The organism is Rhizobium sp. ERR 942, from assembly GCF_007828395.1.
Classification (GTDB): Bacteria; Pseudomonadota; Alphaproteobacteria; order Rhizobiales; family Rhizobiaceae; genus Rhizobium; species Rhizobium dioscoreae.
On sequence record NZ_VIUA01000004.1, the window covers coordinates 638,662 to 652,499 of the forward strand.

Genomic DNA, 13,838 nt, shown 5'->3' on the forward strand with positions numbered 1-13,838 from the left:
ACTAGTCAAAAGACAAGGGAGCTTCCGGGAGGAGATCGAAGTGACCACTTTATTCGACAAGGTGTGGAAGAAGCACGTGATCCGCGAGCTGGGTGACGGCGTCGTTCTCCTTCACATCGACCGCCATTATCTGCACGACCTCGAAGGCGGCCCAAATCTTCATCGCATCGAACAGCTGGGATATCGCGTTCACAATCCGGAATTGACCTTCGCGACACCAGACCACGCGATATCGACGTTGCCACCTCCGGCCGTGGAAGCTACCGGCCGTGGGCTGGATCTTCTCCATCAACTGCGCTTACAGACGAAAAGGGCTGGTGTCCGGCTTTTCGACATGCGCGAACGTGGCCATGGAATAGTTCACGTCATGGCCCCGGAACTGGGTTTGACGCTGCCAGGCATGACGGTCGCCTGTCCTGACAGCCACACGTGCACGCACGGTGGGCTTGGAGCCCTCGGTCTGGCCATCGGCTCGTCTGAAGTCGCACATATCCTAGCGACGCAAACGTTGCGTCAACGTCGTCCGAAGCAGATGCGGATCGTTTATACAGGCACGCTCGCCTTTGGCGTCACCGCTAAAGATCTCATCCTGGCAACGATCGGATTGCTTGGTACCGCAGCGGGACGAGGCTTTGCGGTGGAGTTCGCCGGGGAGCCGATCGCGCGCTTCACCGTCGATGAGCGCCTGACTTTTTGTAACCTGACCATCGAACTTGGCTCACGCACCGGCCTGATCGCTCCCGACGATACAACGTTCTCCTATCTTGCGGAAAAGGAATACGCGCCAAAGGGACGAGACTTTGATCGCGCCGTTGCCCAATGGCGCCAGCTGCCGACTGACCCGGAGAGCCATTTCGATGTCGAGCATCACATCGATGTGAGCAAAATTGGTCCTCAAATTTCCTGGGGAACCAGTCCGCAAGACGTCATTGCCATTGATGGCAAAGTACCTGACCCCGCGTCGCAGACCGACCCTAAGCTCCGTCAACGCATGGTCGACGCCCTGGCATATATGGGCCTCAAGCCTGGTGCGCCGATGGACGGCTTGCCGATCGATTGGGTATTTATTGGGTCCTGCACCAATGCCCGACTGTCTGATCTGCGCCGGGCCGCCTCTCTTCTGAAAGGTCGCAAGATCGCCCCGAATGTAAGGGCTTGGGTCGTCCCCGGTTCGGAAGATACGAAACGTTCCGCCGAAGCTGAGGGCTTGCACGAAATCTTCATTCAGGCGGGCTTTGAATGGCGCATGCCGGGCTGTTCGATGTGTCTCGCCGCAAATGGTGAGGTCGTTCCTCCCGGACAACGCTCGATCTCAACGACAAATCGCAATTTTGTTGGCAGGCAAGGACCGGGCGCGCGAACGCATCTCGCCAGCCCGGAGATGGCCGCGGCCGCGGCGGTTGTCGGCAAGATAACCGATGCAAGACAAATGATGGTGGCGGGCTGATGGAACCTTTCGTCCGGGTAGAAGGGGTAGCGGCCACCTTGATGCGACCAAATGTGGATACAGAGGTGATGATCAGGATCAACAGGCTCATCGACAATCCGCGCGGCAAGCTTGGTCCATGGCTGTTCGAGGCCTGGCGTTACGACGCGAGTGGTAAGGAGAACCCGGAATTCGAGCTGAACGATCCGCGTTTCCAAGATGCGCGCATTTTAATCGCGGGGGAGAATTTCGGCTGTGGAAGCTCGCGAGAGGCAGCAGCATGGGCCGTCTTTGATTATGGCCTGAGGACCGTGATCGCGCCGAGTTTCAGCGACATCTTTCGCGCGAACTGTTTCCAGAACGGGATCCTGCCGATCGTCCTACCGATGGAGCAGGTGAAGGCACTCGCGGACAGAGTAGCGGCAAACCCCGAGGCTTCGAACTTCACAGTCGATCTGGAGAATTGTGAAATCGTCACGCCGGAGGGGAACAAGATCTCCTTCTCCATTGAAGCCGAGCGTCGCGAAGCGCTGCTTGCCGGATTGGACGAAATTGGAATGACTTTGAGAATGGATCAAGAGATACGCGAGTTCCAAAAGATGAACAGGCAAGATGAATCTTGGATTTACCCTTCACCTAAGCCGGGCCCTGCAAAGCTCCTCGTTCTTGCTGGGGATGGAGTGGGTCCGGAAATATTGACCCAGGTGAGACGGATTATCAGCTGGTTCTCGAAAAATCGCAACGTCAGCATCGACTTGACCGAGGAGCCCTTCGGAGTGGCCGCATGGGCCGCCCACGGAAACCTGATGCGCGACGAAACATGGCAGGCAATTCAGGAAGCCGACGCGATCCTGTTCGGCGCCATCTCTTTCGGTTCCAAGGAATACGACCATATTCCAGCTGAGCATCGAACGACCGACTGGCTTCTTAAGATCCGCAAAGAGCTGGACTTGTTCAACAATCTGCGTCCCGTCAAGACCTTCAGCACGCTCGTTAGAAATTCCACGCTTCGCCCTGAGGTCATCGACGGTGCGGACATGGTCATCGTACGCGAGCTTGCCGGCGGCATTTATTTTGGTTCGCCTCGCGGTCCCGGCGTTACACCGGATGGAACACGCGAAGCTGTCAACACTCTTCGCTATTCCGAGCCGGAAGTCGCGCGCATCGCCCGTGCAGCATTCGAGCTGGCGCGTCAGCGTCGCGGGAAGCTTTGTTCCGTCGATAAGGCAAACGTGCTGGAAGTCGGTGCGCTATGGCGCAAGGTCGTTTGCGAGGTGCATGAGGCGGAATATCCCGACGTAGAGCTCACGCATATGTATGTCGACAACTGCGCAATGCAGCTCGTGCGAAACCCCAAGCAGTTCGATGTGATCGTGACCGAAAACCTCTTCGGCGACATTCTCTCCGATTGCGCAGCCATGGTTAGCGGTTCGCTCGGCATGCTGCCTTCAGCATCGCTGAGCGCGGTGGATGTGAATGGTAAGCGGCACGCCCTCTACGAACCAATCCATGGTAGCGCCCCGGACATCGCCGGCAAGAATATCGCCAATCCCTCCGGTGCGATCCTGAGTTTTGCAATGTGCTTACGGCATTCGCTGAACAAACCAGAAGAAGCAAATCTGCTGGAATCGGCGGTGGAGGCGGCAATTGGCCGGGGGATATACACAGCTGACATCGCTCCGCCCGGCGTAGCCAGCGTTTCCACGACGCAAATGGGCGATGCAGTCCTTGAGGAGCTGGAACGACTGAATGCCTGACTGAACGAAACCGGGTCAAGGGAGGAAAGCATGGCGACGGTATCGAGATCTACAACAATCAATAGGCGAAATTTCCTTCGGGCAGCAGCGGCAGGAGGCGCCGCTGTTGCGCTGGGAGGTGTCAATTCGTTCGCAATCGCCGCACCGAAACCGATCAAAATTGGTTTCGTCGTGCCGCAAACCGGGCCGCTGGCACTGTTTTCAGAACACGTTCCGTTTGTTTTGAAGCAGATCGAAAAGCATTTCGGGGGGCAGCTCGCAATTGGCGGCACTAAGGTACCCTTCGAGATCCTGGTGCGGGACAGTCAGTCCAAGGCAAGCCGCGCCTCGGAAGTGGCAGGCGAGTTGATCCTCAAGGATCAGGTCTCGGTCATCATGGCAACGTCCACCCCCGAGACCACCAATCCGGTTGCCGATCAGGCGGAAGTCAATGGCGTTCCCTGCATCACGACTGACACTCCCTGGGAGCCTCATTTCTTTGCGCGCGGAGGCGATCCAAAAACGGGCTTCGAATGGACGAACCACTTCTTCTTCGGCGTCAATCAGGTGGCCAATACATATATTGGAATCTGGGACAGATTCGACACCAACAAGAAGGTTGGTGTGCTGTGGCCAAATGACGGCGATGGTAATGCCGTCGCGGGCATCTTTCCGAAGGTTTATGGCGCAAAAGGCTATCAGATCGTGGACCCTGGCAGGTTCGATATGCCCGTGGGAAGTTTCGCCTCACAGATTTCTCAGTTTAAGGCAAATGATGTGCAAGTCATCAATGGCTTGCTGCCGCCACCGGAATTCGCGACATTCTGGGCAGAGGCCGCGCAGCAAAATTTCAAGCCCAAGGTCGTTTCCGTTGGGAAGGCCACCGAATTTCCGCCGGCGATAGAACCGCTTGGCGACCGTGCCCTCGGATTGAGCGTACCGGTTTTTTGGTCTCCGGAGTTTCCATTCCAATCCGGTCTCACAGGCCAGAGCGCGCGTGAACTGGCCGCCGAATATGAGCAGGAGAGCGGACGTCAGTGGTCTATGACGCTGGGCTTTAAGCACGCGATCTTCGAGGTTCTGTTTAACGTATTGTCGAAAGTCCCGGACCCTTATTCCACCGAAAGTCTGCGGGACACGATCAGGCAAACGAAATATCAGTCTGTGGCGGGTTTAGTCGATTTCCAAAGGCCCGGACTGCCCCCGGGGATTTCCACGACACCGCTGGCTGGTGGTCAATGGCAAAAGGGCAAGTCGCATCCGTTCGACCTTGTTTTGATCGACAATGCGGATGAGCCGGCAATCAAACCGAGTGCCGCGCCTATCGCGCTCGGCTGAACGCGACTGACGGCTTCCGCGTCGCTTTTTATTGGCTTGGATCATGGCACGATTGCTATCGTTGGAAAATCTATCGAAGAGCTTCGGAGGACTTGCGGTCTTCCGATCTCTTAACCTCGACCTCGCCTCGGGGGAGCGGATCGGGATCGTCGGTCCGAACGGCGCGGGCAAAAGCACTCTTTTCAATCTGATTTCGGGTGTATTCGCTCCAACCTCTGGCAATATTACATTCGACGGCCGGGATCTGAGTTCCCAACGATCATGGACACGCTGTCGTAGTGGCATAGGCAGGACGTTTCAGGTGCCCAAGCCGTTTGGCGGGATGAGCGTTCACGACAATCTCATGGTGGCCGCCGTCCACGGCAGCGGCCTTTCCATGGGCGATGCCCGCCAGCGCGTTGGTGAAATGTTGGAAAGGACAAAGCTTGCGAGCAAGGCGGCACGTTTTGCCGGTGAATTAAATCTCATCGATCTGAAACGGCTGGAGCTGGCTCGGGCGCTAGCCTTGAAGCCAAAACTCCTGTTGTTGGACGAAATTGCCGGCGGGCTCACGACAGCGGAATGCGCTGAACTGTTGGCGATTTTGAAGACCTTCGAAGGTGAGGAGGTCGCTGTCATCTGGATCGAGCATGTGATCGGCGCCCTGACGCAGTTCGTGGAGCGTGTTGCCGTTCTGGCGCAGGGAAGCATCATAGCGGATGGCAAGGCAGAAGACGTCTTCAAAGATCCGATGGTGAGAAGCCTTTATCTTGGGGAGGCTGATTGATGACGACCAATGCATTGACGCCGCTTTTGTCGGTCAGCTCCCTTTCGATCTTCTATGGGGCCGCGCAAGCTTTATGGGATATCGACCTGGAGGCTTATGAGGGTGAATGCATTTCTGTTATCGGGGCAAATGGAGCGGGTAAATCCTCCCTGATCAGCGCGATCATGGGTGTGCAGTCCCACGTAAAGGGAAGCATTCGTTTTCAGGGTGAGGAGATCAGTCGGCGCTCCTCCACCGAGATTGCTGCCAAGGGCATCTCGATCGTTCCGGAACGCCGCCGGCTTTTTCCGTCTCTCACCATCGAGGAAAATATCCAGGTGGGCGCGCAGGTCGGGCGCAAGGGACCCTGGTCGCTTAAGACGATCTACGAGCTTTTTCCTGAGCTTGAATCGTTGCGCGCGAAGGGCGGACATATGGTGTCAGGGGGACAGCAGCAAATGGCGGCTTTTGCTCGAGCATTGATGGCAAACCCGCGGCTCATCCTTTGCGATGAGATCAGTCTCGGTCTGGCACCAATCATCGTAACTCGCATGTATGCCGCATTTCCAGCGCTGATTGCCTCGGGAATTTCGATGCTGATCGTTGAGCAGGAAACACGGCGAGCGCTCAATATTTGCAATCGTTTCTACTGCCTTCTTGATGGCAAGGTTTCGCTTCGCGGACGACCCTCGGATTTCACGGACGCTGAAATCCATCAATCGTATTTCGGGGTGTGAGCATGGAAATCTGGATCGGCCTCCTGATGCAGGGAATACTTTTAGGTGGTCTTTACGCCCTGTTTGGCTTGGGACTTTCACTCGTTTTCGGCGTCATGCGCCTCGTCAACATTGCTCACGGGGACCTGATCATACAGGTCGCCTATATTTGCCTACTGCTCACCCAGCTTCTTGGCATCGGACCGCTTTATTCACTTCTGCTACTCGTGCCAGTCAGCGCAATCATTGGTTTCGTTCTGCAGGCAACCATATTCGAACGCACGCTCAACAAGGGTGAGCTTCCGCCAATGCTGGCCTCATTCGGCTTGGCGATCGTCATCCAAAACGTGCTGCTTTTGGTTTTCGGCGCAGATAGCCAAAAGCTTTCCGTTGGAAGCCTCGAAACCGCGAGCCTGCCCATCTCTCCAGGGCTTGATATCGGGGTCCTGCCGTTGGTGACTTTCCTTCTCGCCATCCTTTCGATCTGGGTCTTGCAGGGACTGGTTTATCGTACGGGGTTCGGGCGGTTGCTGCGTGCCGTTTCCGATGATCATTCCGGGGCGGGTCTGATTGGTATCAACACCAAGCGCGTCTATCGTCTTGCCATGGCCATTGCGCTTTCGGTCGCCGCAATCGCGGCCGTCATGATGGCAGTCCGGATGAACTTTGATCCTAGCGCCGGGCCCAGCCGGTTGATCTTTGCATTCGAAGCTGTGGTCATCGGCGGTTTGGGAAATCTTTGGGGCACCCTGGCAGGCGGCATTATTCTCGGTGTCGCGCAAATGCTCGGTGCCCAAGTGGACGCCTCGTGGCAGGTTCTCGCAGGGCACATCGTGTTCCTCGTCGTCCTTTTGCTTCGCCCTCAAGGCCTGTTCAAAGGAGTAGCACAAGCATGACGAGCGCTGTCGAGATGATAAATGCGGCACACCGGCCCGTGACGTTGGCACTCTTGATTCCGGCCGCGATCTTCGCTTTGGCATTGCTCTGGCCCTTATGGGGTTCTGCAAACAGCCTGCGTTTTCTCGCGGAGCTCTTCGTTATCATTGGTCTGGCGCAAATGTGGAACCTCTTGTCCGGCTACGCGGGCATGGTGACGGTCGGCCAGCATATGTTCGTCGGACTGGGTGCTTATGTCTTTTACGGTCTGACGGTACTGTGGGGTCTTCCCTCGCCGCTCGCCCTTGTGTTGACACCATTTTTGGGCGCGGCGATATCGCTCCCTGTTTTCGGCGTCGTCGTGCGGCTCCGCGCAGCCTATTTCGCTATTGGCACATGGGTCCTGGCCGAGACCATCAAGCTGATTGTTGCCCAGATACCAGGGTTTGGTTTCGGTTTAGGTGCAAGTGTTCCAGTCTCTATCGTCAAGACCTTCGGAGCTACGACATCTCTCAGGCTCACGGTGATGTACTTCATCGCGCTCGCCGCGGCAGTCGGTCTTACGCTCGGGATTGTCCTTTTGATGCGGTCTCGGATTGGCCTTGCCCTCAAGGCGTTGCGCGACCAGGAATCAAGCGCCTATGTTTTCGGCGTGAACCCCCTGCTCTTGCGACCAATAATCTTCGCGTCCGTTGGAGCGGGACTGGCTTTGCTCGGCGCCATCGCAAGCCTGCAGAAGCTTCGTATTTCGCCGGACGGCTCCTTCGGCATGCTCGATTACACTGTCAATATCATCTTCATCGTGGTGGTGGGCGGTATCGGCTCAACGATCGGACCCATCATTGGCGCCGTAGTCTTCGTGGTTCTGCGTGAAACCCTCTCCGACTTTGGCACTGCTTACCTGATCGTCCTAGGCGTGACGGCCATTCTCATGATGCTTCTTGAACCTAGAGGTTTGGTGGGGATCTGGAAGCGTCTCGTCGTCCGATTTCCTCGTCTCGGGACCAGTTTTTAATTTAGATATGATGAATGGGAGACATCCATGTCCAAAGAAACTCTGACAACCGCCGGCGGTGCGCCGCTGCCCATCCGGCGCGAGGCTTACTACGGCGGATCATGGCACGTCCCCCTTGGCGGCCGCTATACGGAAATCACCAGCCCTGCCGATGAGGCGTCGCTCGGCCCTGTTGCAGACTGCGATGAGGCCGATGTCGAGGCAGCCGTGGAAGCAGCCATTGAAGGCTTCAAGGTCTGGCGCGATGTTGTACCGCTGGAACGGGCGAGACTATTGCGGCAAATCGCCAACCTATTGCGCGACAACGCCGACACATTCGCGCTAATCGATGCGCTCGATTGCGGCAACCCTTATTCCGCGACAAAACATGATGCGCTCATCGCCGCCGAGACGCTCGATTTCTTCGCGGGCCTCGTCACGGAAATGAAGGGGGCATCTGTGCCTCTCGGCCCCAGCGCGGTTAATTTCACGCTCCGTGAACCTCTTGGCGTCGTAGCGCGTATTTATCCTTTCAATCACCCACTTCTGTTCTGCGGTTCGAAGATGGCGGCGCCGCTTGCCGCCGGAAACTCAATCATTGTAAAGCCGCCGCAACAGGCACCGCTATCGACCCTTAAGCTCATTGAATTGATCGACGGCATTCTGCCCGCCGGCGTGCTCAACATGGTGCCGGGGGGCCGAAGCGTTGGCGCAACGTTGGCCCAACATCCCAAAGTCGCGAAAGTCGCCCTCACCGGCAGCCTCGCGACAGGTAAGGCAGTGATGCGTTCCGGCGCGGACACGTTGAAAAAGCTTTCACTCGAGCTTGGAGGGAAAAACGCTCTCATAGCCTATCCCGACGCGGAGATCGATAAACTGGTCGACGGTATTGTCCGTGGCATGAACTTTCATTGGTGCAGTGGTCAATCCTGCGGTTCGACGAGCCGGGTTTTCTTGCATAAGGATATCTACGAACAGGTCGTTGAAGCTGTCCGCCAGCGGGTCGCTTCCATCCGTCAAGGCATTCCGACAGATCCACAGTCGGAAATGGGCGCGATCATCGACAAGAGCCAATTCGACAAGATCATGAGCTATATTTCCGGTGCGCTGGGCGAAGGCGCCCGGTTGGTCACTGGGGGCGCACGGGCGGAGGCACCCGAATTGAGAAAGGGCTATTTCATCCAGCCCACGGTCTTTGCCGACGTTACGCAGGACATGCGGATCGCGCGCGAGGAGATCTTTGGTCCAGTTCTGTCCATCCTCGAGTGGGAGGATGAAACTAAGATGCTCGCCAATGTGAACGCTGTCGACTACGGCTTGACGGCATCGATTTGGACGACCGACATCTCCACGGCATTGAAAACAGTATCGCGTGTCGAGGCAGGTTATATCTGGATCAACGATGCAAGCGTCCATTATCTCGGCACGCCGTTCGGCGGAACGAAGCAGTCCGGCTTTGGACGGGAGGAATGCCTGGACGAACTTCTTTCGTTCACGGAACAAAAGACGGTTACGGTCAGGCTCTGATGGCGGAGTACCGTGTTTTCGAGGATGTCCCGCTTTGCGCGCGGGAAGAGGTCCTGCACTTTCAAAGGAACAACCATGACGCGGCTGACAACCGGAGAAACAATCGCAAAGGCCCTCGTTGCCAACGGTGTGGATACCGTGTTCGGCATCCCAGGTGCCCATATGTATGACTTCAATGACGCGCTGGCCCGGGAGAGCGATCGGGTCCGGTTCATCCATACGCGCCACGAACAGGGCGCGGCCTATATGGCTTATGGATATGCCAAATCCACCGGGCGAGCCGGCGTGTACACAGTCGTTCCTGGCCCAGGCTTTCTGAATTCGGGTGCCGCGCTCTGCACGGCCTATGGCGCAAACACTCCAGTCCTGTGTGTGACCGGCAATATCATGTCTCACCTCATAGGACAGGGCCGCGGGCAGCTTCATGAATTGCCCGATCATCTGGCGACGATGCGCGGACTGACTAAATGGGCAGAGCGCATCAACCACCCAGCCGAAGCGGCGAGAATCATGGAGGAGGCGTTTCGCATCATGCAGTCAGGGCGACAGCGGCCGGTGGCGGTCGAGGCCCCGTGGGATGTCTTCGGGATGGCCGCGGAGGTCGAGAACCCGATGCCGGCCGGACAGATAGCTCCGCCTATCCCCGATCCTGAACAGATTAAAGCGGCCGTCGAGATGCTCAGACAGGCGAAGAATCCACTGGTTATGGTGGGTTCCGGTGCCATTGGAGCCAAGGAGGAAATTCGTCAACTCGCCGAATTGCTCCAGGTTCCTGTTGCGGCCCACCGAAGCGGAAAAGGGATCGTCAGCGACGACAGCGATTACGCTCTCTCCCCGCATGCGGCATGGAAATACTGGAAAAACTGCGACCTTCTGATCGGGATCGGAAGCCGGCTGGAGCTTCAATATTTCCGATGGCGGTGGCTGCCGCCCGGCCTCAAAACGATCCGGTTGGATATTGATCCGACTGAAATGGTTAGGCTCAAGCCGACACTCGCGATCGTGACGGATGCCAAAGCAGGCACTCAGGCGCTCATTTCTGCGTTTAGGCAAGCTACTGCGGGCGTAGAGCGTCCAAAACGCCAGCACGAATTCGCAACTCTGAAGGCCGACGCCGCCAAGGATCTTGAAGCTCTCCAACCGCAAGCAAACTACTTAAGCGCAATACGCGACGTTTTGCCCAGAGATAGCTTTTTCGTGGAAGAAATCTCTCAGATAGGTTTCGCGGCACGACTTTGCTTTCCGGTTTACGAACCTCGACAATACGTGACCTGCGGCTATCAAGACAATCTGGGATTTGGTTTTAACACCGCGCTTGGCGTCAAAGTCGCCAATCCTGACAAAGCCGTTGTTTCCGTCTCTGGAGACGGCGGGTTCATGTTCGGCGTGCAGGAACTTGCTACCGCCCGTCAGTTCGGAATTAATGTCGTGTCGATCGTGTTCAACAACAACGCCTATGGCAATGTGCGGCGGGATCAACAGAACAGTTACGGCAACCGCTTCCTCGGAGCGGATTTGCATAATCCAGACTTTGTTCAACTCGCGGAGAGTTTTGGCGTACCAGGTTACAAGGCGACAACTCCGGACGCGCTTAGGCAGGTTCTCGCTTCTGTCCTAAAAATCGACAGTCCAGCGGTGATTGAAGTTCAGGTACCCACGGGAAGCGAAGCTTCCCCGTGGCCATTCCTCCACCCCGCGCCGCCAACCTAAGGAGAACAAGCGGGTGGTTGCGACCATCCGCCCTCCCATTCTCTTGCCGCCGTAGGAAGTTCATTAGCCAGCAATCCAGAAATGCGCGGTAGGGCGGAACGGCCGCGCCGAGCTGGGGACAATGGAAGATGCAGCAGACGCGCAGAAGCCGTACGACGAAATCAGCCACGTGGTGCAGCGTGAGCGAAACGATACCAGAGGTGCGACGTCTCGCCATTCAAAGCTTGGGACGAACTTCACTTGCCGAAGCCGAATGTCTTGCGCAAACTCTTATCGACTGCCGTCGCCGGCATGAATCTGCGCAAGCGGCTGAGCAGCGTCGCGTTGCCGCCCGCCGGTTGGCGCATGCGGTACGGACCGTTGATGGCGGCCAGGATTTTCGTGGCGATTACCTGTGGTGATGGCGCTAATCTGATCTGCGCTTGAACCGTCTCAATCGTCGCATAGGTCTGCGTTTCGTAGACGCCCAAAGGGGCTTCCGTATGTGCCGCGTTGACGTCGAGCTTCGTGTTGGTGAAGGTGGGCTCGAGCAGCACGACCCTGACATTGAACTCGCGGATTTCGTGGTCCAGAGACTCCGACAGCCCCTCAAGCGCATGCTTGCTGCTGGCATATAGGCCCATGAAGGGTGCAGGCAGGAAGCCCAAAACCGAACTGACATTGATGATGAGCCCGCTACGGGCGGCTCGCATGGATGGCAGAGCGGCACGTATCATGCGCAACGGGCCGAACACGTTGGTGTCGAATACCCTCTGAGCTTCCGCGGTTGAGGTATTCTCGACGGGGCCGACCAGCGAAACCCCGGCATTGTTGATCAGGACATCAATTTTTCCCGCTTCGGACAGAACCCATTCCACAAAGCTCTCAGCCGATGCGTCATCGTTGACGTCAACCCTTCCGAAGCGCACGCCGGGAATTGAATTGACGCGGTTCGGGTGGCGTACGCCCCCAAACACCCTGAAGCCATTTTGTGCGAGAAGGCGCGCCGTTGCCTCGCCTATGCCGGATGATGCGCCGGTGACTACGGCGACTTTCTGACTGGACATGCATACTCCTGAGGTTTGTGCGAACGAGTGCTGGAAGCCTCCAACCCGATCCGATTTTTTGTTCTGTTGTCAGATCGGGGTCCACATTTTGCTTCGCACAACATTCCGTTAGATTTCGATTGCAATCTAACTTGATTTTGGATGTCGATCAACATATAAACTGAGGGGCCGGCCGTTTTGGGTGCATTTTCATTGAAATGACGCGTTCAAGCGTCCGGTTGCGGCCGCAAACGTCGGAGGTGCGTGTGCAGAGCCGTTTTTGAGTCGATTGATGACCGCCCCCGACATTGCCAATTGTTCAACGCCACGGCGTCACATTGAGCTGGAGGCCGCTACCAGATTGGCGCGCTGAGATTTATAAAGGAGGAGTGATTCCTTGCCTGACATTACTCAGATGAATGGGTTTGAGTTTGTAACGGGACTTTCTCAGGGAACCCTCCCTCGACCGCCCATGGCCGACCTGTTACCATTCACACTTCTTCCACCGGACGAAGGTTACGTTGAGCTTCGCGCCACGCCAGAAGCGCGCTTCCTTAATATGATGAATACGGTCCACGGCGGATGGATCATGACCCTGCTCGACACTTCCATGTCTCTTGCCGCGCAAACAACGTTGATGCCCGGCGAGGTCTGCCCTTCGCAAGAGACCTCGGTTAAGTTTGTACGTCCGATTTCTGTCGACTGCGGCGAATTAAGGATTACCGGAAAGGTGATCTCTCGCGGTCGGACAGTTATCACCTTGGACGGCAGGATCGAAGGCTCGGAAGGCAAGCTTTATGCCCATGGCACGTCAACCTGCCTGATCGTTCGACCCGGACTGTGATGTTCGGGCAGTTGGTGTCAAAAAAAGAGTTTGGATTTCGCAGTGGCGGCATCGCTCAGACTTCCGCCTGCCGCGATCAATCGCTTTATCTATAGCAGGTTCAAGCTGAGGGGGACGAGCTTTAGGCGCTTATCATTGCCTCCGCGATCTCGGCGTTCGCCCAGTCCGACTTGCCGAGAGCTCGCATGATGAAGCGGATTTGCGCGTGCGCGGCCCCGGCCATGTCCTCCCACTCTTGAATACCTTGCTCAACGAGAACGGGGTGGAAGAAGGGCAGAAACGCGGTGATCACTCCCCGTGTGGTATCGTCAGCATCTTCCAGCTGGAACTCACCCGCTTGCTGACCCTGACGCATAATTGCTGCCAGGACCGCCCGCATTTGCTGATTATGCGTATTCATCGTTGCCCAATTTTCGTTCGTAGCAGCGACGAAAAGCTCGTGAATGGGTCTTTCTTCCATCAGCGTCCTGCTGCTACGCAGGTGAAGGAAGTTTAAAAGTTCAACAAGCTTTTTGCTCGCCGACGCGTCCGTTCGCGCGATCGAAAAAGCAATTTCGGCCACCTTTCTGACGAGACGCTCACAGACAGAATTGTCGATCGCCGCCTTTGTGGGAAAGAAGCGGTAGACGTTTGCGCGGCTTGTACCCAGATCGGAGGCAATATCTGCGACGGTCGTCTTGCGATGACCGATATGGCGAATGTATCTTTCCGCAATATCGAGGATACGATCACGTCCTTTCTCTAAAATAGCTTGATCCGAAGCTGAGGAATAAGACCCTCTTTCCCTGAGCACCGATGCCTGTCGATCGGACGCCCAATAAGCGTCCGACACCGCCGATGCTGAACCCTTCGTTTTCTCCTTCGCGCCAGAGGTGGTCACGTCGGTACACATCCGGAACAT

General features: G+C 56.6%; 12 protein-coding genes. 10 read left to right on the forward strand and 2 right to left on the reverse strand.

Annotated elements, in window-relative coordinates; genetic code table 11:
* Positions 1-40 precede the first annotated feature (40 nt).
* The 9 genes from leuC to FBZ97_RS19940 all read left to right on the forward strand — a co-directional run bounded on the left by leuC (position 41) and on the right by FBZ97_RS19940 (position 11,068).
* On the forward strand, positions 41-1,447 hold the full coding sequence (leuC, locus tag FBZ97_RS19900) for a 3-isopropylmalate dehydratase large subunit (RefSeq protein ID WP_348642376.1): 1,407 nt from the start codon (positions 41-43) through the stop codon (positions 1,445-1,447).
* The gene (gene leuB, locus FBZ97_RS19905; protein ID WP_145651020.1) at positions 1,447-3,183 is read left to right on the forward strand and encodes a 3-isopropylmalate dehydrogenase; all 1,737 of its coding nucleotides are present in this window, start codon (positions 1,447-1,449) and stop codon (positions 3,181-3,183) included. The genes leuC and leuB overlap by 1 nt, the downstream gene beginning before the upstream one ends.
* Positions 3,184-3,213: 30 nt before the next feature.
* Complete coding sequence (locus FBZ97_RS19910) at positions 3,214-4,500, forward strand: ABC transporter substrate-binding protein (protein ID WP_145321049.1); 1,287 nt, start codon at positions 3,214-3,216, stop codon at positions 4,498-4,500.
* Between the two features lie 43 nt (positions 4,501-4,543).
* The gene (locus tag FBZ97_RS19915) at positions 4,544-5,266 is read left to right on the forward strand and encodes an ATP-binding cassette domain-containing protein (RefSeq protein ID WP_145321047.1); all 723 of its coding nucleotides are present in this window, start codon (positions 4,544-4,546) and stop codon (positions 5,264-5,266) included.
* Positions 5,266-5,982 (forward strand): ABC transporter ATP-binding protein, encoded by a 717-nt coding sequence (locus FBZ97_RS19920; protein WP_145321046.1) that lies wholly within the window; start codon positions 5,266-5,268, stop codon positions 5,980-5,982. The genes FBZ97_RS19915 and FBZ97_RS19920 overlap by 1 nt, the downstream gene beginning before the upstream one ends.
* A 2-nt stretch (positions 5,983-5,984) precedes the next feature.
* Positions 5,985-6,857, forward strand: coding sequence for a branched-chain amino acid ABC transporter permease (locus FBZ97_RS19925; protein WP_145321044.1), 873 nt, complete (start codon positions 5,985-5,987; stop codon positions 6,855-6,857).
* Positions 6,854-7,852 (forward strand): branched-chain amino acid ABC transporter permease, encoded by a 999-nt coding sequence (locus FBZ97_RS19930; protein ID WP_145321042.1) that lies wholly within the window; start codon positions 6,854-6,856, stop codon positions 7,850-7,852. Before FBZ97_RS19925 ends, FBZ97_RS19930 begins: the two co-directional genes overlap by 4 nt.
* Before the next feature lie 27 nt (positions 7,853-7,879).
* The gene (locus tag FBZ97_RS19935) at positions 7,880-9,358 is read left to right on the forward strand and encodes an aldehyde dehydrogenase family protein (protein ID WP_145321040.1); all 1,479 of its coding nucleotides are present in this window, start codon (positions 7,880-7,882) and stop codon (positions 9,356-9,358) included.
* A 75-nt stretch (positions 9,359-9,433) separates the two neighbouring features.
* The gene (locus FBZ97_RS19940) at positions 9,434-11,068 is read left to right on the forward strand and encodes a thiamine pyrophosphate-dependent enzyme (protein WP_145321038.1); all 1,635 of its coding nucleotides are present in this window, start codon (positions 9,434-9,436) and stop codon (positions 11,066-11,068) included.
* 236 nt (positions 11,069-11,304) lie between these two features.
* Here FBZ97_RS19940 and FBZ97_RS19945 read toward each other — a convergent pair whose 3' ends face one another.
* A complete protein-coding gene (locus FBZ97_RS19945; protein ID WP_145321036.1) occupies positions 11,305-12,114 on the reverse strand; it encodes an oxidoreductase in 810 nt (269 codons plus the stop codon).
* 376 nt (positions 12,115-12,490) lie between these two features.
* Here FBZ97_RS19945 and FBZ97_RS19950 point away from each other — a divergent pair, with 376 nt between their 5' ends.
* On the forward strand, positions 12,491-12,937 hold the full coding sequence (locus tag FBZ97_RS19950) for a PaaI family thioesterase (protein WP_246661808.1): 447 nt from the start codon (positions 12,491-12,493) through the stop codon (positions 12,935-12,937).
* 121 nt (positions 12,938-13,058) lie between these two features.
* On the opposite strand, the gene FBZ97_RS19955 is transcribed toward FBZ97_RS19950, so the two are convergent.
* On the reverse strand, positions 13,059-13,838 hold the full coding sequence (locus FBZ97_RS19955; protein ID WP_145321034.1) for a TetR/AcrR family transcriptional regulator: 780 nt from the start codon (positions 13,836-13,838) through the stop codon (positions 13,059-13,061).